This is a genomic window from Paraburkholderia sp. Clong3 (genome assembly GCF_050436485.1).
GTDB classification, from domain to species: domain Bacteria; phylum Pseudomonadota; class Gammaproteobacteria; order Burkholderiales; family Burkholderiaceae; genus Paraburkholderia; species Paraburkholderia tuberum.
Genome location: NZ_JBNDMH010000001.1, coordinates 51,041 through 72,013, shown reverse-complemented (window position 1 = coordinate 72,013; position 20,973 = coordinate 51,041). Strand labels below are relative to the sequence as shown.

Here is a 20,973-nt window from a genome sequence, read left to right as displayed (position 1 = left end):
CAAAGCCCGTGGAAAGGATCTCAGTACACGCGAGCGAGCGGCCGGTTGAATCCGCAGTTGAGACCAGTCATTGAGTCCGCGGGGAGCCCAATAGCGAAATGGGGCGGGAAGTGGCGCCCTTCTCTTGCCTGGACGGTGCTGCCCGTCCACCAACAAACCGCACTATCAATATCATGAGCATGCCAAATTACGACTTACCGAAAGACATAGCAAACCATCTGGTTGATCCGCAGTCCTATACCAACCTCAATCGTCTCCATGAAACCTATACTTGGGCGCGTGCAAACAACCCTGTCGGGCGTGCAATGGCGGACGGACATGATCCGTTCTGGGTGGTCACGAAACACGCCGACGTCTCCATGATCTCACGAGACAATGTCTTGTTCCGCAACGGCGACTATTCTGTCGTCTGCAGGCCAAGAGCGTCGATTGAGCATGTCATTTCCACCACCGGTAGTCCAAACATCGTCCGATCGCTCGTGCACGTCGACGGCGACGAGCACAAGAGTCTACGTGCGCTGACACAGTCGTGGTTCATGCCGAACAGCATTCTCGAGCTTGACGACCGCATTCGATCGCTGGCAAATATGACGATCGCGAAGCTGTTGCATCACAGCGGGCAAGTGATCGATTTTGCGAATGACTTTGCATTGCATTTCCCACTGAACGTGATCATGGATATTCTCGGCGTTCCGCAGGAAGATTCCCTGCGCATGTTGACGCTGACTCAGGAGATGTTCGGAAGCGAGGATGCCGAATACAAGCGCGAAGTGCAGCGCCAAGGCGATGCGGGCGGTGCGATGGGCAAGGCTCTGCTGTCCATTGTGGCCGACTTCAAGGATTATTTCGACCGCCTGACCGAAGACCGCCGGAAGAACCCACGTAACGATATCGCAAGCTTGCTGGCCAACGCGGTGATCAATGGACAGCCTATCGATGAAGCGACCCGTCTCGGCTATTACGTAATCATCGCCGCAGCAGGACATGATACGGTTTCGTCGTCCATATCGGTCGCGATGTGGGCGTTGAGCCGCTTCCCTGAGCTACTGCCGCGACTACAGGCGGATCGTTCGCTGATTCCGCAGTTTATCGACGAAACCCTTCGCTACGCATCGCCGGTGCGTCATTTCATGCGTACAGCGACTGCCGACACCAACGTCCGGGGTCGGACAATCCGCAAGGGCGATTGGCTGATGCTCTGCTATGGCTCGGCAAATCGTGACGAGCAAGTCTTCCCTGAGCCGTTCGCATTCAATATCGACCGCAAACCGAACCGGCATCTCGCTTTCGGCGTCGGCGCCCACGTGTGCTTGGGTCAGCATCTCGCGAACATGGAAATGCGCATCTTGTTTGAGGAACTGGTCCCGAGGTTACGGCTTATTGAGCCGGCGGGCGAAATCGAATTCGTTGCGTCCAGCTTCGTGAGCGGCCCGAAGCATCTTCCAGTTCGTTGCGTGGTGCATCCGCATTGAGCTACCGGAGCCTGTAGTTGGAGTGAACCCTTGAGGCTCGGCCTTGACGATGAACCGAGCGTCCTCTTTCCACACCTCTGCATGCTGCGTGGGTTGTGGCGGCCGCACAGCATGGTGATAGCGGCGAGCAGTACATCAGCCAGTCGGAGGCAGCGCAGTGTAAGCGGCATTGAGCGCATCAATCTTGGCATTGCCATCGAGCAGGTCGGCAATGCGGCGCATAGCCAGGCTGGTAAGGATGCGACTAGGACACCAAGGTCAGGAGCGACTGTCACGGACAATGCTTCGATGGTGAGGGTGATCTACGACGAACAAAATTTCACCGAACGTCTTCAGTTCGGAGATGAGTGCACAGCTTGGCCTCATCGTCGGGCCAGCGCTTTGCTGTACCAACGCTTTCGGGTTCGGCCGAGGGCTACGGGGTGATGGTGACCTTTGCCTACGTCAACGCTCATGAATGGGTCGACTAACCGATGTTGTTGGCTTTTCATGCATCGCGGGCTTCGCACGTTGCACGGCTCGGTCTGCAACATCGGCGGCAAGTCTCCGCATTCACGTACTGGATGGCCTAACGATGTTCCGGCTGAACTCCTATTAGCGATCACCTGCCCCGCCAGGCCCGGTGCCCCCCGGCTCACGACTGCAACTTGGAGCATCATGCCGGGCCTGGATTCCCAATTCTCAGTTATCGAGGCGTGAAGATAGTAACGGAGTGCGCATGGCATAGATTTGGCGGTTACTCCATCCAACTCCACTCTCTGTCGGATTTGTTCAATGACCACGATATTGGCTCATCAGAAGCAAAAAGAAATTCGGCTTCCAAATGATAAAATCGGTATACGCAGTGTTGATGGGAGTATTTTTTGGATTAGCGTGCGATTCAAGCCGAGCGCAGAGTGGCGTTACGCTATATGGAGCATTAGATGTTCTCATTGATATCTCAAATCAGGGCAGAGGAACCTTAACTAAAATGTCGAATGGCGGCACGTTCGGATCGCGACTTGGCCTTATGGGTAGCGAAGTCTTCGGTGACGGTTACAAAGCTATTTTCAGACTTGAGAGTGGTTTCGCGCCTAATGCCGGCACCATACAGCAGGGCGGTGCACTTTTCGGCCGGCAAGCGTATATTGGCTTCGAAGGTCCTGAAGGGACTTTAACTTTTGGTCGTCAATACTCGCCAGAGTTTCTTGCTATGAGTGACAACGACGTTTTTTTGGGAGGCTTAGGAGGGAGCATCTGGGGCGTTGATCGCACTTTGCCTAATGGTACCGTCCAAGCTACGCTCCTTACCGAGGTCATTACGTGCCGCGTTAATAATTCCGTTCTTTACTCATCTCCGAAAATTTATGGATTCTCGGTTGGGTTGATGTACGGTCTCGGCGGTGTTGCGAAATCTACAAGTGGCGGAACAACTTTTAGCGGGGCAATCAATTACACCAATGGGCCCGCAACGTTTCATGCCGGATATGTCTATCAGAGAGACGCATTGGATCAGGGATATTACAAAGCATGGGGTGTCGGCGGTAACTATGGGATTGGGCGCGGTAAGGGTGTATCTCGGATACACTAAAGATGACTATTCAATCATACCTGGCGCAGCATCGTTGAATAATTCGTTGCGGTATGCAATCGCCAATCTTGGGGCGAGCTACCAAATCACCCATTCGACCGTATTAATGGCACAAGTTATCAAATTGATTGACACCTCGAATGGAATTACTCAGTCAAAAAATTCGTACATTGTAGGACTAGGTGTTTTTTATTCTCTTTTGAAAAACACCAGTATATATATCGGGTACGCACAAACAAAAAATAAAAACGGGTCCGCTTACACGTTGGGGCAAGCCCTATATTACGGGGAACCGGCATACCCCAACTCCACGGCACGCGTGTTTAGATTCGGAATGCGAACGACCTTCTAGATTAAAGTTGAAAATCGGCGGCTAATCAGTCGAGCCTGAACAATCCGGCGAGCCTTATATGGCATGGCTTTGGGGCCGAAATGGTGTCGTTGGAATTGCGGGAACCTGGCATATTGACGCGTAAATCCTGCATTTTTCGACGAGGTGCAGATGCGTCCGAAGACGCCTGTGCCGGAACAAGATTTCTCCGCCAGCCGCTGCGAGAGCAGATCAGCCTGAAGCACCCGTTGGTGCGACAGGCCGACCTGACCAACTGTGAGGTCTGTCGGAATTCGTGGACGCCAATGGGTTAAGCAGCGGTTTTACTCAAATGGAATCGCTGCGTGAAAGCGGCCGGCGACAGATAGTCCAGACGCGCCTGTGTGCGCTGCCGGTTGTAAAAGATTTCGATGTATTCAGTGATCTCGTTGCGGGCCTGGTCGCGGGTCGCGAACTTGCGATGATAGACGAGCTCATTTTTCAGTGAGCCCCAGAATGATTCAATTGGTGCGTTATCGAAACAATTTCTGCGTCTGCTCATTGATGCCTGCATGCCGGACTGTTTGAGGAGCTTCTGATAGGCATGGTCGCAGTACTGACTGCCGCGGTCCGCATACTGAATTAGACCGGCCGGTGATAAGTGCGACGCGACGGCACGAAAAAGCGCACGCATTACCAGCTGTTTTGTCATGCGCTCGCTCATCGCATAGCCGACTACTTCTCCGTAAACAGGTCCTTGGGGCCGGCCAGATACAGCCATCCCTCATCGGTCGCGACGTAAGTGATGTCACCACGCCAGGCCTGATTCGAAGCGCTCGCACGGAAGTCCTGGTTTAGTATATCCGGCGCGACTGGCAGGTCGTGCGTTGAATTCGTCGTCGCCTTGAACTTGCGCTTTTGCTTGCAGCGCAGGCCGAGCTTCGTGCGCAAACGCATGATGCGGTGAAAACCAATCTGGACGCCGTGGTGCGCCAAATCGTTCTGTAGCCGTTCCGGGCCAAAGGTTTCTCGCGTCCGCTCGTGAGCTGCACGCACCTGTGCTTCGAGTCGACGCTTTTGCTGAGCGTGTAACGACAGCGGCCGTTTGCGCCAGGCAAACTAGCCACTGATGGACACGCCCAGGAAGCGGCACATTAAACGCACTGGATATTGCTGTCGCATCTGTTCAGTTACGCCGTACTTCACCGCGACTCCGTCGCGAAGTACATTGCGAACTTTTTTAACAGATCGCGCTCCATTTTTACTTCGGCCAATTCCCGCTTGACCCGCCCCGGCTCGGCCTCAACCTCTGTCAGTGGTCTCTGATGCTGCCCAACATTCTCCAGCTTGCCGTCCTTCGCAGCAGAACCCAGTTTGCTAACGTCTTCATCGAAATTGACAATCGACACGCGGCTTCGGACACGCCGAGGCCATCGGCTGTTACCAGCTTTACTGCTTCTTCACGAAATTCCTTCGTGTACACAGCCTTGGGATTCGGTTCATCAATGCCTCCATTCCTCAATTTTACGGAATGTTGGCGTCCACTTTTTTCAACCGGCCTCACCGTCTCACGACACGATTGATGACGATCGCCGGAAGGCGACGGCCACGATAGACCGATTCGATGTTCTGAGTCCCGGATGTTATCCGAACCACTGAGCAACGTGACAACTCTCTTTGGACTGCGGGTGATCCGGCGTCTGAATCCGACAACGCCGCGTGAACAATTGACGCACCGCAAGGTTTGCGTATGTTCAAAGTGTTCAGCTTCTCAATTCCTCGTATGATTCACTCAGGCGGCCCGAGGTAATGTCAAACCAAGCATAGTGCTGGTCAGAATGCCGCCATTGGGAAGAAAGGCGATCGTCATCTACGGCTTTCGTTTTCCTGCAGCGGGCATCGGCTACGCAGTACGTCGGCATCACCGCCTCAATCTTAGTCCACGGGAATTGCGCTGCACTATCTCGGTTGGCCAATTCCCCTCTAACGGCGGAACAAGTTCCTATGGACATGCTAGACGTCATCGGTATTGGTATCGGACCGTTCAATCTAAGCCTCGCGGCGCTCATTCAGCCCACCGGTTTGCGAGCGCTCTTCTTTGAGAAGCGCATCAAATTCTCCTGGCATCCGGGGCTCATGCTGCCCCAAAGTCAACTCCAGGTGTCGCCGCTCAAGGATTGTGTGACCTTGGTGAATCCCACAAGCCCATATTCCTTTCTCAACTATCTCGCTGTACATCGACGCCTGTACAGCTTCGTGAATAAAGGTGGAAACAGCACGTCGCGACGTGAGTTCACCCACTATTACCAATGGGTCGCGCAATGCCTGGACACGCTTCGATTCGGCGAGGAGGTGATCGATATCAGGCCTTGCAATAAGGGCTATTGCGTGACCACTACCGCGCGCACATATCATGCGCGCGCGGTAGTGGTCGGGGTCGGCGTCGAACCCAAGGTGCCGGCATGTGCGCGGCAGGTGGTTGGCGAGACGGTCTATCACGTAGACGACTACCTTAACCGGAGACCGTTCAGCGAAGACGAACATGTGCTGGTGGTGGGCGGCGGGCAGAGCGGCGCGGAAGTCGTCGAGCACATGCTGACCGAGTCAGGTCCCGACAAGATCACTTGGGCGACGTCGCGCGCCAATCTGTTTGCGATGGACGACAACGCATTTGTCAATGAAGCATACATGCCCAGTTATAGCCAACGCTTTCACACGCTGCCGATCCAGCAGCGCCGGGCCATTGTCGAAAGCGAAAAGCTCACCAGCGACGGCATCTCCGCCAGCCTGTGCAACCGGCTCTATGAAGCGTTGTACGAACGCAGCGTCCATGGCACGCTAGCCGACTGCTTTCGTCTGTTGCCTTCGGTGACGATGGACGAGATCACACGCCGCAGCGGTCGCTGGCATATCGGGTTGACCTCGCTCGTCACGTCGCAGCGCACCGGCATAAGCGCGGACAGAATCATCCTGGCAACCGGTTTTCAGCCGCGCCATTTGCCATTCGTTCAGAAGCTGCTCGACGGCGCAAGCCGTGAAGACGGTCTGCCAACGCTCGATCCCGATTACGCCGTGCGCTTCGATGCGCCAATGCCCGGTCCCGTGTATCTGCAAAACCAAAGCCGCGTGCAGCATGGCCTGCAAAGCGTCAATCTTTCGCTGGTCGCGTACAGGAACAGCCGCATCATCAACAGTCTGCTAGGTCGTGCGTTCTATCCGGATGTTCCGGACCGGCAACTGCTCGACAGCCTTGAGGATCAGGAGACTGAAGCAGGATCGGTACTGTGCGACGCGCCTCAGGCCTCGCGTCAACCGGCAGTGGCGTAAGCGCATGACTGGCTCCTCCATTTATCTATCGACTGGCGAGCGTGCGATCTCACACGCCGAGCACTTGCCGGCATCCCTCCAATTACGGGCGTTCATTCCGTTTCTGATCGCGTCACTGGTGATCGCCGCTTCGTACGGGACGAGTTTTCTCCTGCCCGAGTACCTGCAATCCCTGGGCATGAAGAGCGATGTCGCCGGCGCCGTGATTTCGAGCGGCATGCTCTCGACCATGATCTGCTGCTGCGTGGCTGGGCGCATAGCCCAGCGTATCGGTGTCATGCCGACCATCGCGCTGGCCTCGCTCGTCATGGCGGGCAGCATGCTCTGCTTCGCCGCTGCGCCAATGGACATTCGTGCCGTCTATGCAGGCGGTTTGCTGTTGGGCGCTGGGTGGTCCGTGTTCTTCATACTCGCGCCGCTGCAAATCATCCATCATCTGTGCCCCAACGCGCGTATCCAGTACCTGACCTTCGTCTCCGGCACGCAAATGGCCGGCCTGGGCATGGCGGCGCCTTTGAGCCGCCTGATCGCCCAACATACCGGCTCGATCGCGCTGGCCTACCTTCTGTTCGCTGCGGCATGCGCGGTGGCGGCAGTCTGCGTCAAGATCGCCAGCGAGGCGATGAGGGAGAGGTCCTGTTTGCCGATGACGCGCGTGGCCATTACCGCGACCGACACGTTGGCCCTGCTCAGGGCACGAACAGCAGTGCCGATCGCAATGATCGCATTGGCAGCCTGTGTCTTCGCCGGGCTGGCGACTTACCAGACACCCTATGCCGTCTCGCGTAACCTCAGGCCAGACCTGTTCTTCCTGACGTTCACGATAACCAGCGTGGCACTGCGCTTGTCGCTCGCGAGAACCATGGGACGCATCAAGCCCGCGCGACTGGCGCTCGCATTGTTTTTGCTGACCGGCGCCTCGCTCGTACTGTTCCTGTTGAACCACGGCAGCACGACGCTTTATATCGTCGCTACCGCGCTGTTCGCCACGGGCTACGGACTGAGCTACTCGACCCTGAACGGCATGGCCGTGAACCTCGCCGGAGACCACGCCGTTTCGGTGCCGGTGACTTCGCAAATCTTTACGCTTGCCTATTTCATCGGTCTGTTCGGATGCCCTTTCCTATGTGGCGCCCTGATTCACGTTTTCGGCGCCGATGCAATGCTCGTCGCCCTGCTAGGCGCCGTACTCGCCAATGTCGTGCTACTCGGCGTCATGCGAATGAAGGCGCATTTCGCCGCCTGACTTCTCCTTGAAAACTCCGTTCCTTAACGAGGTGGTTCGTATGCTGAATGAAACGCAAAAATCCAAGTGGCACGAAGATGGATATCTAAAAGTAGAGGGCTTTTTCGATCCGGGCACCCGCGAAAAGATTTCTGCTCTGGTCAACGATGTCTCGCGCTGGGAAATCAGCGACAGCAAATGGATGATGTGGTTCGAGAAGACCGAGGACGACCGCAGGATCGTTTCAAAGGTAGAGAACTTTTTGGACTTCAACAACGAGCTGCGCGATCTGTTGTTGGCCGACAAGCGTATCCAGACGGCTGTCGAATCGCTTCTCGATGAAGATACCCGCATGCTCAAGGAACTGCTCATCTTCAAGTACCCGGACAGCGGCGGCTATCGTCCGCATCAGGACATCTATCACATCCCGCACAACATTCCTGAACGCATGGTGCATGCCGTGGTCGCCATCGGCATCGATGATTCCGATCCGGACAACGGCGGCCTGTTCTTCAGTCCGGGCAACCATCAGAAAGGTGTGTTTCCGATGGACGCCGGCGGCGTGATTCATCCGGAAGTGGCCGAGACGTTCAAGTGGGAACCCGTGCCCTGGAAGGCCGGCGACATCTTCGTCTTCGACGACTACGCGCCGCACTATTCGCAGCCCAACAAAAGTAACCGTTCGCGCCGCACGCTCTATCTGGTGTTCCAGCGCGCCTCAACTGGTGGCCCCACGCGTACGGAATACAACAAACTGAAGCGTGCCTACAACCCACCCGAAGGCAAGGAATCGGATATCCACGATCTGAAGCCGCCAAATGGCATTTTCTATCGCACCTAATGTAATTCACCGGAGGATGTGCGTGTACACAAAGCAGATTGACCCATCCATGATGCGGCCGGAATACGGCGTTCTTGTTTGCCGGCTGCTCGAACATCTGCCCGCTGGCCTGACAACAGCGTTCGGCACGTCGATTGTTGAGGTCGTGCCGGCGGGCGCTGTCAATCTGCACTCCCATTCCGAGCATGAACTGTGGGTACTCGTTTCAGGCAAGGGAGTCTTCGAGGTGAATGGTCAGGCGCGGCCAGTCGCAGATTCAACGCTGCTCTATATCGAGCCGAATCAGGAGCACGCGATTCGCAATGCCGATCCGGCGGCGAGCCTGAAATTTCTATCGATATGGTGGGACTAACGTGAACACACGCACTTTTTTCGTTTGCCCCGCACCGCCCTGCCCGAACGGCAAGCTGCATCTCGGCCATATCGGCGGGGTCTATCTGCTCACCGATCTTTTCGTTCGCTTTCAACGCATGAGAGGTCACCGCGCCTACCACGTCACAGGTGCGGACGAGCACGGCACCTATATGGTAGTGAAGGCGCGCAAGCTCAGTCGTCCGATTGACGAAGTCGCGCAGTTGCATATTGACGAGATAATGGATTGCTTGCGGGCAATGCACATCGAGCCCGATGTCTTCATCAGAACAACGGACGCTACGCACAAGCAGAACAGTCTGAAGATCTTTCGCGAGCTGGAAGCTGCAGGCTACATTGATGTGCGTGATGGCCATCAACTCTACTGCGAAAACTGTGACGAGTTCGTGGCCGATTCGCTTGCCGTCGGCCTCTGCCCCGCGTGCGATGCGTCCACCGACAGCAACTTGTGCGAAAACTGCGGTTTGGCGCAACAGCACTCGAAATTGCGAGCGCCAGTCCACACGTCGTGCGGCAAACCGCTATCGCTTCGCCCCATCGAACAGGCGGTTTTCGACATCCCTCGCATGGCAGCCATGCTTGACGATGCGATCAAGGGGAGTGAATGGGATCAAACGATCCAGCGTAAAGCGCGTGCATGGTTGCGTGACGAATTGCGGCCGCTGCCTATGTCGCGCATTTTCGACCGGGGTGTGACACTTGAAGCGCCCGCGAAGATTGCGGGGCAAACGTTGATGACGTGGTTCGAAGGGCTTTGGTGTTTCGAGACGGGGATCCGCTTGCAGTGCGCGCGCGACGAGGTCAACTACGACACCGTGATGCGCGACCCCGATACACGCCTCCTGTTTTTCATGGGCCAGGATAACCGCTTCTACTACACCATCGGCGTGACTGGCAGCCTGCTTGCGCGCGGCTACCCGCTTCCGGCAAATCATTCGATCCAGGACTTCTATAAATTGGAGGGCGAGAAATTCTCGACCAGCCGCGACCATGCACTCTGGGCAGATGAAGTATCCCGGCAGGTCGACCCGAGTGTGTTGCGCTATGCGCTCGCTCGGATTGCCAAGCCGTTCGGCACCAACAATAACGATTTCCAGATCGGCGAACTGATCCGGTCGGCTTCGCACATCCTTGCGTGGGAAAGCGCCCTCCGCCGCGATTCACTGCACTCGGCGAATGTCGATGGAAGCGGTCTTACGCCGGCGCACGACGACATAGTCCAACGTTATATCACCGCGATGGACCAGGTACGCTTCTGGAACGCCCTCGATCTGATTGACGAATACTTCGTCGCGACGGGCTTCGGCACGAGCCCGGAAACGTGGCGGCCGGTGCACGTATCCGTCTTTTTGAGCATGCTCCATCCCGTGATGCCAGTGCTGGCCGAACGCTATGGAAACGTGTTCTTTGGCGAGAATTGGACACCGGCACTCGGCGCAAACGCCACGCTATTGGCTACGCCTCCCCGAGCGACGGCCGAATTTCCGCCGTTCGGAATGCCGATTGCCGACTCGTTCATCCGTCAATATCAATCGCGCTTCCAGCGCGCCGTCGATGCCGCGTAACCAACGATGGAGCCAGTCATGTCGATGCGCAGTCGCACTTCGCTCAGTTATGGGGTATTCGACTACACCTCAGGCAAGGACACAGTCGACTTCGCCTATGGGCTTCCCGATCCTTTGACGTTCGCCCGCCTGCAATGGCCGGACCCGCTTTCCGTCGAGACGGGCGTCAGCATCTCCGACCTACCGCAGTACACCGACGCCTATGGCCTTCCCGAACTGCGCGGACAGCTTGGCCAAAGGTACCGGATGGCGCGTGGCAATGTCATTCTGACGAACGGCGCTTCACAAGCCCTGCAACTGCTCGCCGATGCTTTTATCGACCCAGGAGACGTCGTGCTGACCGAGGACCCGTCCTATCTCGGCGCGTTGCGCATTTTCTCTATTGCGGGCGCGACGGTGGTTCAAGTAGGTGCGGATTCCTCGGGTGTCGACCTCGATCTGCTCGAACAAGCATTGCGGCACGCAAAGGGGCGAGCCAAGTTGTACTACACCACTCCGGCGTTCCACAATCCGACTGGACGATACTTTGCACACCGGCATATGGTCGAGGTGGAGGCTCTACTGTCCCGCAACGGCGTGGGGCTGGTGCAGGATCTGGTTTATAGCGAGTTGCCCTATGATGGCGCGTCACCCGAGATTCTGCAGGCGGGTGGCAACATCATCAATGTGCATAGCTTCTCCAAAATCTCAGGCCCCGGGCTTCGCGTAGGCTGGGTGCTGGCCGAGCCGGAAATTGTCGACCGCCTAGCCCACCTGAAATGCGATGGAGGTGTGAGTCCCATTGTCAGCAATATGGCGCTCGCCTTATTGCAGTCGTCGTCATTGGACGCTCACGTCGAACACCTAAGGACGCACTACCGGAGCAAGCGCGACGCAATGCATCGGCTGTTACAGGCCTGCCGATTCTGCAAACCGGATTACGAGATTCCGAGTGGTGGATTTTCGTTCTGGGTCTCGCTTGCCGAAGGCGTCGATTCCGCCGAATTGGTCGGCGAGGTGCGCCGGAAGCACAATGTGAAACTCGTCGATGGAAAGCACCATGGACCGAGCGGTGCAGCCCGTGTACGCTTAAGCTTCAGTTATCTCCAGCCGCGTTTGATCGAGCGCGGCTTGGCTCAGATAGACGATGCGCATGCGAGCCTTCTGACATCGACGCGCTTTAAGCGGCGTGGCTAGAGAATGCCAAGTACTACAGATAGTCGGTGCGAGATGTACAAGCGTAGGCCGAGCGAAGACATTCACTGCGCCGCCCTCTACCGCAAACAACTCGACGAACGCTTTTCGGCATGGCACTACGTCACTGATTTCGCTCAGGATCCGTCCGTTATATAGGCAGACACCCCCTTCGCGCGTGTCTCGGAACCAGTCAATTCCTGTGCGTTCAGTGCGATCAGCACGTCATCGCTCTGCAGCCGATATCAACATCAAGACCTACCCGATGTAAACGGTATGGGATTCCGACCAAAATCGAAACAGGAGAGCAAGTGAGAAAACTGCTGATCGTGTCGATCGCCGTCGTGCTGATAGGCTATCTCTGCATCCAGCGGTATCGCGATTCAACGAGTACTGGATCGCTTTGGTGGTGTCCGATTTCGCTGAGAGTGTGAGAAGCGTCGCCTCGAACCCACCGCTTCATGTCATCAAGCAGCGCAACGGCGTGTGCCTGGCGGATGGGCCGTCGCTCTTCGGGCGGCTTGCCTCGAATGTGCTCTTCGATGCGATAGAGTGCGCCAATACTGCGTACATGCGCGCGCAAGCCTTTCGCCGTTGGGAATTTGTGCAACAGCCGGTTGCATAAACACCGTGCTCGCACGCTGCCACACTTCTCGACAAGCTAGACGGCGCAGCTCGGCGACTCTGGTATTCCCCCGCCTGAGATAGCGGGAATGTCCTGCCCCGGCGTGTCTACCGTCCAGAATAATCAGTAAGCGCCCAGGAGGCGATCCAGCGCGGCCGTGATCCGGTCACGGTGTTCGACAAGCGAACCGGTCTTCGGCCCCAGTTCGCTTAAGGGCACGGCCGCGACGAACGCCGGATGCAGGATGCACCGGATGCCGCCGATATCGAATGATGGCGAGAAGTCCGCCGGGAGCTTCCCGGGCGGAAAAGCATCAGCCTGAATCAACGGTACGACGACGCGGGTCGACAGACCGTCTAGAAAGTCGCTTTGCACGTCGACAAGATACGGTGTACTGGCGCGGCCTCTACCGCTGTTGGCATAGACGTCGAATCGCGCCATCAGAACATCCGGTATTGCGCCAAGGGAAGTCCGTTCTCTTCGACCCACTGGTTCGTGTGCCTGATGAACTCGGCGTGTTCCTCAGCCCAGCGACGGCCTTCTTCGACCTGAATCGCCTCGCGCAAGGCCTGCTCGCAGGTGCGGGAAAAGTTGATGCCGAGACTTCTCGCCCGTTCATACACATCCACGGGCAGCGTGACATTCGTCGCCTTGCGCGCCCCGCCTGTTGCTGCATGTGCCATGGTGAATTCTCCGTGCGAACAATGCGCATGTTTATCCACATAATAACCCACATCTGGCAGTTGGTGCCATCGCGTCGAGAAGGCTGCGGTCATATGCGCAGGCAAGCCCTCCCTTTCGTGTTAGCGCCGATGTAAAAATGACCCATGGTCGGTGCGGACTCGATCATGTACGTCACCATCATCCGGTGGGATGCGAAGTATGCGGTTCTAGCGACATCGGTGACAGGTGTGAATGGCGGTCGGAATCCGACATTGGATGGCGGCGTCGGACAGCCGGGCGACGCGATTGCTGTTCAGCCCGGCGACTCTGGGACGTTTCATGAGGCTCACATTCGGGTGCGTCGGAGGGAGCCCGTAGGGCGAGCGCAGACGCACCGGGGATGTTCGGTTCGGCAGGGGGATGACGCGGGAATCGGGATGCGGTAGAAGAACGACTACAACTGACCGCCGAAGAAACAGGCCCGACACCGGTCCTAACCGCCAAGTTCATTCCAGTGTCGAGCCCCACACGCGCACAACGGGGTACGGGTGCCGGGCCAGTATGGCACGGCTGATCCGCCTCGTCGATTCCGCTTCGGCATTGACGGGGACTGCCGATGCCGGCCACTGGCCGCCTCTTTCTGTGCGCCCGCTGCCGGGCGCAGGTCGTCGTGTGCCGCCGTTGCGATCGCGGCCAGATTTACTGCGGTGGCGACTGCTCACAGGCCTCGCGCCGCGCCCGCCTGCGCGAGGCTGGCCAACGCTATCAACTCAGTCGTCGTGGCCGCTTTGCACATGCCGAACGGATGCGTCGCTATCGTCAGCGCCTCAATAAAGTGACGCATCAGCGTTCCCCGACACCCGTCGCCAATGCTCTACTGCCACTGACTTCGACGACGACGGCCACCGCATCGACATCCACTGTCGCCGCGCCCGGATCGACGCCTTGCTGCTTCTGTCGCCGCATCTGTTCGGGCCTTGTACGCATCGGGCCACTGCGCCGTCGGGTCTTCCGTGATGTTCGTACTACTACTGACAGAACAGGAAACGACCCATGACCATTGGAGCTGAACTCGAGGCGCAGATCCTGCGCTATTACCACGTGGAGAAGTGGCGTTGCGGCACCATCGCGCGCCAGTTGCGCGTGCACCGCGGCACCGTCCAGCGCGTGCTGGCCCAGGCCGGCCTGCCCAGGATTGGCGCCGTGCAGCGAGCCTCACAGATCGATGCTTACCTGCCGTTCATCCACGAGACGCTAAAGAAGTTTCCCTCGCTCACGGCCAGTCGCCTGTATGCGATGGTGTATGAGCGCGGCTACCGGGGCAGTCACCACCACTTCCGGCACCTGATCTCGCTGCACCGGCCACGCCCGGTACCTGAGGCTTACCTGCGCCTGCGCACGCTGCCCGGGGAACAGGCGCAGGTCGATTGGGCCAGCTTCGGTCACCTGCAGATCGGTCGGGCACGACGACCGCTGATGGCCTTCGTGATGGTGCTGTCGTGGTCACGGCAGATCTATCTGCGCTTCTTCCTCGATGCCCGTATGGACAGTTTCCTGGCAGGACATGCCGGCGCCTTCGAAGCATGGTCCGGGGTCCCCAGGGTTCTGCTTTACGATAACCTGCGTAGCGCCGTGCTTGAGCGTCAGGGCGATGCGATCCGCTTCCACCCGACATTGCTCGCGTTCGCCGCGCATCATCGTTATGAGCCTCGTCCGGTGGCTGTCGCACGGGGCAACGAGAAGGGGCGCGTTGAACGGGCAATCCGCTTTGTACGCGAGAGCTTCTTTGCCGCTCGCAGATTCACGGACCTCGACGATCTCAACGCCCAGGCGGCAATCTGGTGCGCGGGACCCGCTGCTGAGCGGCCCTGCCGCGAAGAACCCATGATCACCGTGCGCGAGGCCTTCGGGCGCGAACAGCCCAGCCTGCTCACGTTGCCGGAGAATCCGTACCCGTGTGAGCTGCTTCTCGCCGTGAAGGTCGGCAAGACGCCCTACGTGCGCTTCGACCTGAACGACTATACGATCCCGTATACCCATGTGCGACGCACGCTCACGGTACGAGCTGATCCCCGGCGCGTACGCATTCTCGACGGCGCCGATCTGCTCGCCACCCATGAACGCAGTTACGATCGCGGCGCGCAGATCGAGATTGCCGCACACATCGATGCGCTCGTCGCAAGGAAGCACGAGGCCCGTCACCATCGCGGTCTTGATCATCTGGCCCGGGCTGCGCCGGCCAGCCGGACCCTGATGCTGCACGCCGCTGAGCGTGGCGGCAATCTGGGCAATATCACCACGCACCTGCTGCGACTGCTCGACCGCTATGGCCCGGCCGAACTGCAGGCCGCGATCGAGGAAACCCTTGCCAGCGACGCGGCGCCTCATCCCAATCCGGTACGTCTGGCGCTTGAGCGCCGGCGCGAGGCACGGCAGGCCCCGCCGCCAGTCACCCTCATCCTGCCCGAACACGTGCGCAACAAGGACACGCTGGTGACACCACACCGGCTCGACATCTACGACCAGCTTGCGGGAGGCGCCGATGAACACGCCTGAGAACCTTCATGGGCGCGCGAACGCCCTGCGTCTGTACGGACTGCTCGCGCATTGGACCGATGTGGCCGCCGAACAGTGGGTCGCGCCGCTGTTGCAGTGGGAAGAGGATGAGCGCGCCCGCCGATCACTGGAGCGACGTATCCGCGATGCCCGCCTGGGCAACTTCAAGCCGCTGTGCGACTTCGACTGGAGCTGGCCCACGCGCTGCGACCGGCTTGCCGTTGAAGAGTTGATGTCGCTCGGGTTCGTCAGGGATACCGCCAACGTCGTGTTGATCGGCCCGAATGGTGTCGGCAAGTCAACCCTCGCGCTCAATCTCGCCTATCAGGCGCTCGTGCACGGTCACACCGCGCTGTTCACTACCGCCGGTCAGATGCTCGGCGAACTGGCCGCACTGGACAGCGATTCGGCGCTGCGTCGACGCCTGCGCCGCTATGCATCCCCTGACGTCCTGGTGATTGATGAGGTCGGTTACCTCTCGTACTCAAACCGCCACGCCGATCTGCTGTTCGAACTGGTCAGCCGCAGGTACGGATCGGCAAGTACCGTGGTCACAACCAACAGACCGTTCTCCGAATGGCACGAGGTGTTCCCGAACGCCGCCTGTGTCGTCTCGCTCGTTGACCGGCTGGTCCATCGCGCCGAAGTCATTGCCATCGAGGGCGAGTCCTACCGGGTCAAGGAAGCGCGCGAGAGGGCCGAGCAACGCGCCAGCAGACGCAGTAGCGCGCGTGCGGAGAAGAAATCATGAAGCGCCTGGCACACCTGCCTTCGGGCATCACCCGTGGGCTCGACTTCCTGATACCGGACAACTGGTCGCCGGAACAGGCGCTCGCCGTCGTCGAACTCATCGGGGATCTGCGTGCCCGGATCTGCATGCACTATGACCTCGCCCTGCATGACCTGCTGCACGAACAGCATTCCCCTCCCGAGGATCCCAATCTCAACGACATCGGCGATCCATTCTGATTGGGACCGGCCACCCCGACCGAGGCCGTCAACGGCGCTTCATTGTTGACGGTCCTGGTGAACCTTGTGCCGCCATTTATGTGCGGATTTACGCCGCCGTCAACAACAGGCGAACTCAGCTATGCGCTGAAGAGTGGCACCACCGCAGAAACTCTGTGGACCCACAGACAAACCATGGTCTACTCGCCGCAAGCCGCGAACGCAGGTAACAAACGTTCCTTTGGCTCAGCAGGCAAACGCGATCTCGGTCAACAAAGCCGGACAGGGCTTGCCGGCCGGCCCTTACGACGGTCAGTACAGGTCTGACGGCGCAAGCTTCTGAGTCGGTCGCGGCAGTTCGAGATCGAATGTTCCCGCGAAAGAAAACGCGGGAACAATTGCCAGGGGGCGACAACCGCTACCCTCTCCCGCCGCAGATGCGATACATCCGCGAAGTTGTTGCGGGACGACCTAACCCATGACGCCGTTGTCCTAAGTCGCGTCAAACACGGTGCCGGTATGCAGAGAAAGCAAGGTGCGTCTCCGGCGGTTGAGTGGCCGCTTAGCGGGGCGGATGCCACTGCTATGTGGCCGGTTACCGGTCGGGTCGAATGACGCCTCTTGGCCGAACCCGGAAGTACGCGACTTCGCCAGTTCCCTCTTTATTCCACCCTGCTGTCGTCCGCCGTAGAGGCTTATTCGCCGTAGACGCTTATTAGGCGAAGTTTACAGCTTCGCGTCCCCCTCGGGGAGCTAGCGTCAAGACTGGTGTATAGGCAACTTGATGAGCAGGGACTTCAGGCGGCGAGTTTCTGCTGAACCGGTTGATCGTCTTTCACCGGTTCGCCATCCCTGAAGGCGATGCCTTCCAGCAACAGCTTGATCTTTTCGGGCCCGTTGACGCGGCGCCAGGTTTTCTCGGCTTCCTCGATCAGCTTGAATGCCAGACCAAGGAAGGTTGGTCGCGACACACAGTTGCGCGTGCGCGTCGTACGGTGTCGCACCGTCGCGAACGTCGACTCAATCGCATTCGTGGTCCGCAAATGCTGCCAGTGCTCAGCCGGGAAGTCGTAAAACGCCAGCAGGCTTTCCCGGTCCTTCTTCAACGTTTCCGTTGCCTTCGGATATTTCGCCGCGTAGACCGTCACGAAACGATCAAACGCGGCATACGCGTCGGCGCGCGTGGCGGCCATCCAGATCGCCTGCAGATCTGCTTTAGCTCTGCCTTGCTGCGACTTCGGCAGCGCGTTCAGAACGTTGCCCATCTTGTGGAACCAGCAGCGCTGGCCGCGCGTTGCAGGAAACACTTCCTCCAGTGCGGCCCAGAAGCCCATCGCGCCATCGCCGACGGCAAGCAGCGGCCCAGCCTGCAGGCCTCTCGATTTCAGGTCGAGCAGCAACTCCTGCCATGACGCCTTCGACTCGCGATACCCGTCACCGATCGCCACACGCTCCTTGCGTCCATCCGGCCTCACGCCGATGATCACCAGCAGACATTGACCGTCCGAGTTCTCGCTGCGCAGCCCGGTGTGAATGCCGTCGACCCACCAATACACGTAGCGCGATTTCGACAGATCGCGTCGGCTCCAGCTGGCATGTTCGTCGGCCCACTGCGCCTTCAGACGGCTCACCACATTGGCCGACAGGCCTTTGGCGTCGTCACCGAGCAACACGCTCAGTGCCTCGCTCATGTCGCCCGTGGAGATGCCTTTCAGATAAAGCCACGGCAGCGCGGCGCTCACGCGCGGCGACTTCCTCACATACGGCGGCACAATCGACGAATTGAACTTCACACCTGATCCTGACCGATCGCGAACCTTCGGCACCTTCACGGCAATCGGGCCGGCCGCCGTCAACACCTCGCGCTCCGGCAAATAGCCGTTGCGCACCACGGCGCGCTGCCCATGCAGGGTCTTGACGTTCTCGAACCGCTCCAGCAGCGCCGCGAGCTCCGCTTCGATCGCCTGCTGGATCACCTGCCGCGCTCCATGGCGCACCAACTCGTCCAGTCCCAGACCGACTTCCGATAGACCTACAACCGCTTTTTCCGTAAACTTCTTCATGGTGGATGGTTTGTTGTTTGCTGGGTTCCGACTTCGACAATCAGATTCTCAGCTAAAACCTCCACCGCCTTCAATCTCCCGCCTCAACTCCCCGTACACCAGAATCGAGCTTAGCTCCCCCCTCGTGGCCGATGCCCCGACTCCCCCCAGGCCGCTGAACGACGCGGCGGATCCGTAGCCGGCGCAATCACGATCACACGCCGCACTTAGAAACGACTTCTACATGCTTGTGATGGAGGGCGCGCCCGGCACGCGTCCCTCCGAAGTGTCGCTGATTGAGCGGCCCCACGTGTGCCTCTCTATGCACGTCAAAAGCGCTATCCTCGATAGCTACAATGCGTAGCATGCCCGCTCTTCTGCTCATCACGTGGATTTCTGATCGATCTAAGCAAAGATATGGAGTGAGATGCGATGGCAAATCTGCTTGAATCGAATCCGGCTCCGGGCGCACCTGGCAATCCGCTGAACTGGAGCCGCGCGGACAAAGACGCCGTCGGCACGGCGTACTCGCTGTCGAGCCAGGTCTGGTACACGACAGCAGGCGGCATCCTCACGGAAATCTACTTCCCGGATGTCGACACCCCTCAGGTACGAGACTTCCAGCTGATCATTACCCCCCCGGCGTCATAGTAGTTGTCGCCTCTGAACTTTCTTATCAAGAAGAGTCAGAGGTACAAGTTGAAGACGAAACAAACGTATTCTGTTGAGTTCAAGGAGCAGGCGCTGTCGAAGGTTCTGCAGCGCGGGAGCCGAACGGTTGGCGCCGTGGCTGACGAATTGAACGTGAACGTACTGACATTAAGGAATTGGATGAGAGGCACCGCCGCCGCGAACCGGAGCTCGAGTTCTGGGCACACAAGGCGTCCGGAAGACTGGTCGCTGGAAGAACGCCTGATTGCCTTGCAGGAGAGCCACGGCCTGGCGGACGAAGCATTGAACGGCTGGTGTCGGGAGCGCGGCCTGTTTTTGCATCATCTCGCGCAGTGGCGAGCGGATTTTTGCGCCGTTGGCGCAGCCGGTAGCCGACGTGAGAGCGCCCAGGAAGTACGGGATCTGAAGCAGGCCAATGTTCAACTGCGGCGCGAACTGAAGCGCAAGGAGCAGGCGCTGGCCGAAGCTGCGGCGCTACTGGTGCTGCAAAAAAAGTACCGCGCGCTCCTCGGGGACGAGGCCGAATGACGGCCCCTGAAGAGCGCAAGGCATTGATCGGCCTCATCAACGAGGCGACCCTGGCCGGGGCTCGGCAGGCGCACGCGTGCGAGATTCTGGGGCTCAGCGCGCGCACAGTTCAGCGCTGGCAGCGGGGCGAGCCTGACGCGATGGACGGGCGCTCGTTACGGCACCACGAGCCGCGCCACAAGCTCTCTGCCGAGGAACGCGCCGAGCTTCTGGCAGTCGCGAACTCGGCCGAATTCGGTCATCTGCCGCCAAGCCAGATCGTGCCGCGACTGGCAGACCAGCAACGCTATATTGCCTCCGAATCGACGTTCTACCGGGTACTGAAGGCCGAGAAGCAACTCGCCCACCGGCGCAGCGAACGGCCGGCCCACGCTCGCAGCAAACCCCGTTCAGTTTGCGCCGACGCGCCGAACCAGCTGTATTCCTGGGACATCACGTATTTGCCGACGACGATCCGTGGACAGTATTTTTATCTCTACCTGTTTCTGGATGTCTTCAGTCGCAAGATCGTCGGCTGGCAGGTCTATGCCGAGGAAAGCAGCGTACTGGCCAGCGAAGTCCTCAGGGACCTCTGCGCGCGCGAAGCGATACGGCCCAACCAGGTGATTCTGCATTCGGATAACGGCGGCCCGATGAAAGGCGCGACGATGCTCGCCACCCTCCAGGCGCTGGGCGTCATGCCGTCGTTGAGTCGCCCGGGCGTGAGCAACGACAACCCTTATTCCGAGTCGCTGTTCAAGACCCTGAAGTACCGGCCCGCTTACCCGCTCAAAGCGTTCGATACCCTGCTGGCCGCACGTACCTGGGTCGGCGCACTGGTGCGCTGGTACAACGATGAGCATCGTCACAGCGCAATCCGGTTTGTGACGCCCGCGCAGCGTCATGCCAACCTCGATCAGGATATTCTGGAACGACGCACGGCGCTTTACGCGAGTGCTCGGCAGCGCAATCCGCTTCGATGGAAGGGCCGCACGCGCAACTGGCAGCGCGTCGATGCTGTGCATCTGAACCCTGATCGCATCGATGACCAGGGCATCCATCAACAACGCCGCAATCTGGAGCGAAAGGCCGCCTGAAATTTATT

Annotated in this window: 18 protein-coding genes and 4 pseudogenes; 14 read left to right on the top strand and 8 right to left on the bottom strand. The window is 58.7% G+C overall.

Annotated features, from left to right (window positions below; genetic code table 11):
• Positions 1 to 173: 173 nt before the first annotated feature.
• Entirely contained in the window at positions 174 to 1,472 is a 1,299-nt protein-coding gene (locus OKW30_RS00355) for a cytochrome P450 (protein ID WP_429289827.1), read from the top strand.
• Between the two features lie 101 nt (positions 1,473 to 1,573).
• On the opposite strand, the pseudogene OKW30_RS00350 reads toward OKW30_RS00355, so the two are convergent.
• A pseudogene (locus tag OKW30_RS00350) lies at positions 1,574 to 2,024 on the bottom strand (IS110 family transposase); the annotation flags it as partial.
• Positions 2,025 to 2,322: 298 nt separating this feature from the next.
• On the opposite strand from OKW30_RS00350, the gene OKW30_RS00345 reads away from it, so the two are divergent.
• The gene (locus OKW30_RS00345; RefSeq protein WP_429345689.1) at positions 2,323 to 3,042 is read left to right on the top strand and encodes a porin; all 720 of its coding nucleotides are present in this window, start codon (positions 2,323 to 2,325) and stop codon (positions 3,040 to 3,042) included.
• Positions 2,930 to 3,394, top strand: a complete 465-nt coding sequence (locus OKW30_RS00340) for a porin (RefSeq protein WP_429345688.1) — start codon at positions 2,930 to 2,932, stop codon at positions 3,392 to 3,394. The genes OKW30_RS00345 and OKW30_RS00340 overlap by 113 nt, the downstream gene beginning before the upstream one ends.
• Before the next feature lie 289 nt (positions 3,395 to 3,683).
• Here the strand turns inward: OKW30_RS00340 and OKW30_RS00335 are convergent.
• Positions 3,684 to 4,855 (bottom strand): annotated as a pseudogene (locus OKW30_RS00335) (IS3 family transposase).
• Positions 4,856 to 5,356: 501 nt separating this feature from the next.
• On the opposite strand from OKW30_RS00335, the gene OKW30_RS00330 reads away from it, so the two are divergent.
• From OKW30_RS00330 to OKW30_RS00305, 6 genes are read left to right on the top strand one after another with little or no spacing between them, the layout of a single operon-like run.
• Positions 5,357 to 6,679: a lysine N(6)-hydroxylase/L-ornithine N(5)-oxygenase family protein gene (locus tag OKW30_RS00330; RefSeq protein WP_429345687.1), complete on the top strand. Its 1,323-nt coding sequence runs from the start codon at positions 5,357 to 5,359 to the stop codon at positions 6,677 to 6,679.
• Positions 6,680 to 6,683: 4 nt separating this feature from the next.
• Positions 6,684 to 7,925, top strand: coding sequence for an MFS transporter (locus OKW30_RS00325; protein WP_429345686.1), 1,242 nt, complete (start codon positions 6,684 to 6,686; stop codon positions 7,923 to 7,925).
• A gap of 40 nt (positions 7,926 to 7,965) precedes the next feature.
• The gene (locus OKW30_RS00320; protein ID WP_429345685.1) at positions 7,966 to 8,745 is read left to right on the top strand and encodes a phytanoyl-CoA dioxygenase family protein; all 780 of its coding nucleotides are present in this window, start codon (positions 7,966 to 7,968) and stop codon (positions 8,743 to 8,745) included.
• Positions 8,723 to 9,097 carry a cupin domain-containing protein gene (locus tag OKW30_RS00315; RefSeq protein ID WP_429345684.1) on the top strand — a complete coding sequence of 125 codons (375 nt, stop codon included), beginning with the start codon at positions 8,723 to 8,725 and terminating at the stop codon, positions 9,095 to 9,097. Before OKW30_RS00320 ends, OKW30_RS00315 begins: the two co-directional genes overlap by 23 nt.
• A gap of 1 nt (position 9,098) precedes the next feature.
• Positions 9,099 to 10,682 carry a class I tRNA ligase family protein gene (locus OKW30_RS00310; protein WP_429345683.1) on the top strand — a complete coding sequence of 528 codons (1,584 nt, stop codon included), beginning with the start codon at positions 9,099 to 9,101 and terminating at the stop codon, positions 10,680 to 10,682.
• 18 nt (positions 10,683 to 10,700) lie between these two features.
• Complete coding sequence (locus OKW30_RS00305) at positions 10,701 to 11,858, top strand: PLP-dependent aminotransferase family protein (RefSeq protein WP_429345682.1); 1,158 nt, start codon at positions 10,701 to 10,703, stop codon at positions 11,856 to 11,858.
• A gap of 375 nt (positions 11,859 to 12,233) precedes the next feature.
• Here the strand turns inward: OKW30_RS00305 and OKW30_RS00300 are convergent.
• The 5 genes and pseudogenes from OKW30_RS00300 to OKW30_RS00280 all read right to left on the bottom strand — a co-directional run.
• Positions 12,234 to 12,426, bottom strand: a pseudogene (locus OKW30_RS00300) (IS66 family transposase); the annotation flags it as partial.
• 177 nt (positions 12,427 to 12,603) lie between these two features.
• Positions 12,604 to 12,921 carry a CcdB family protein gene (locus OKW30_RS00295; protein ID WP_184072256.1) on the bottom strand — a complete coding sequence of 106 codons (318 nt, stop codon included), beginning with the start codon at positions 12,919 to 12,921 and terminating at the stop codon, positions 12,604 to 12,606.
• Complete coding sequence (locus tag OKW30_RS00290) at positions 12,921 to 13,256, bottom strand: type II toxin-antitoxin system CcdA family antitoxin (protein WP_429345681.1); 336 nt, start codon at positions 13,254 to 13,256, stop codon at positions 12,921 to 12,923. Before OKW30_RS00290 ends, OKW30_RS00295 begins: the two co-directional genes overlap by 1 nt.
• A gap of 605 nt (positions 13,257 to 13,861) precedes the next feature.
• Complete coding sequence (locus OKW30_RS00285) at positions 13,862 to 13,987, bottom strand: hypothetical protein (protein WP_256211476.1); 126 nt, start codon at positions 13,985 to 13,987, stop codon at positions 13,862 to 13,864.
• Complete coding sequence (locus tag OKW30_RS00280) at positions 13,987 to 14,130, bottom strand: hypothetical protein (RefSeq protein ID WP_176133875.1); 144 nt, start codon at positions 14,128 to 14,130, stop codon at positions 13,987 to 13,989. The genes OKW30_RS00285 and OKW30_RS00280 overlap by 1 nt, the downstream gene beginning before the upstream one ends.
• Positions 14,131 to 14,196: 66 nt before the next feature.
• Between OKW30_RS00280 and istA the strand changes: the two genes are divergently transcribed.
• Genes istA through OKW30_RS00265 form a run of 3 tightly spaced genes read left to right on the top strand, consistent with a single transcriptional unit; the run spans position 14,197 to position 16,668 of the window.
• The gene (istA, locus tag OKW30_RS00275; RefSeq protein ID WP_429345680.1) at positions 14,197 to 15,699 is read left to right on the top strand and encodes an IS21 family transposase; all 1,503 of its coding nucleotides are present in this window, start codon (positions 14,197 to 14,199) and stop codon (positions 15,697 to 15,699) included.
• Entirely contained in the window at positions 15,686 to 16,450 is a 765-nt protein-coding gene (istB, locus tag OKW30_RS00270; protein ID WP_429345679.1) for an IS21-like element helper ATPase IstB, read from the top strand. Before istA ends, istB begins: the two co-directional genes overlap by 14 nt.
• Positions 16,447 to 16,668 (top strand): hypothetical protein, encoded by a 222-nt coding sequence (locus tag OKW30_RS00265; protein ID WP_429345678.1) that lies wholly within the window; start codon positions 16,447 to 16,449, stop codon positions 16,666 to 16,668. The genes istB and OKW30_RS00265 overlap by 4 nt, the downstream gene beginning before the upstream one ends.
• A gap of 776 nt (positions 16,669 to 17,444) precedes the next feature.
• Here OKW30_RS00265 and OKW30_RS00260 read toward each other — a convergent pair.
• Entirely contained in the window at positions 17,445 to 18,710 is a 1,266-nt protein-coding gene (locus OKW30_RS00260) for an IS256 family transposase (RefSeq protein ID WP_429345677.1), read from the bottom strand.
• 411 nt (positions 18,711 to 19,121) lie between these two features.
• Here OKW30_RS00260 and OKW30_RS00255 point away from each other — a divergent pair, with 411 nt between their 5' ends.
• Positions 19,122 to 19,340: a hypothetical protein gene (locus OKW30_RS00255; protein ID WP_429345676.1), complete on the top strand. Its 219-nt coding sequence runs from the start codon at positions 19,122 to 19,124 to the stop codon at positions 19,338 to 19,340.
• A gap of 48 nt (positions 19,341 to 19,388) precedes the next feature.
• A pseudogene (locus tag OKW30_RS00250) lies at positions 19,389 to 20,965 on the top strand (IS3 family transposase).
• Positions 20,966 to 20,973 lie beyond the last annotated feature (8 nt).